Source organism: Marinifilum sp. D737 (assembly GCF_026672275.1).
In the GTDB taxonomy this organism is placed as follows: Bacteria; Bacteroidota; Bacteroidia; order Bacteroidales; family Marinifilaceae; genus Marinifilum.
In genome coordinates this window covers 1-399 of record NZ_JANQCD010000111.1, presented here as the reverse complement: position 1 = coordinate 399, position 399 = coordinate 1, and the positions used below count along the sequence as shown (strand labels likewise).

1 protein-coding gene is annotated in these 399 nt (G+C 50.4%); it reads left to right on the top strand.

Annotated elements, in window-relative coordinates:
- Nucleotides 1-399, top strand: a 399-nt coding sequence (locus NQ163_RS20650; protein ID WP_268192197.1) for a cadherin repeat domain-containing protein, incomplete at both ends; no start/stop codon positions are given.

Genomic DNA, 399 nt, shown 5'->3' with positions numbered 1-399 from the left:
GTTGATAATGATGGCGATGCTGTGACTTACAGTCTAAGCGATGATTTCCACGGCTGGTTTACGATAGATCCATCTACGGGTGTTGTAAGCGTAGCAGGCAACATTGATTACGAGTCAGGTTTACTGACCAATCACAAGGCAGGCATCGAAGTAACGGCTACATCAGCCGACGGCTCTTCCACTACGGGAACCTTTGAGATTACCGTAACGGACGATACGACAGGGGATACCGATGATGTTTTAACGGGCAAGACCATTTCGGATACCGATTTGGCAGCGAACGAGATATCGGAGAGCGCCGTTGCATACGATCCGGTACACATCACCGCCCATGTTGCGGACAACGACGGAGATGCCATTACTTATGCGCTAATCGATAACTTCCACGGGTGGTTCGGC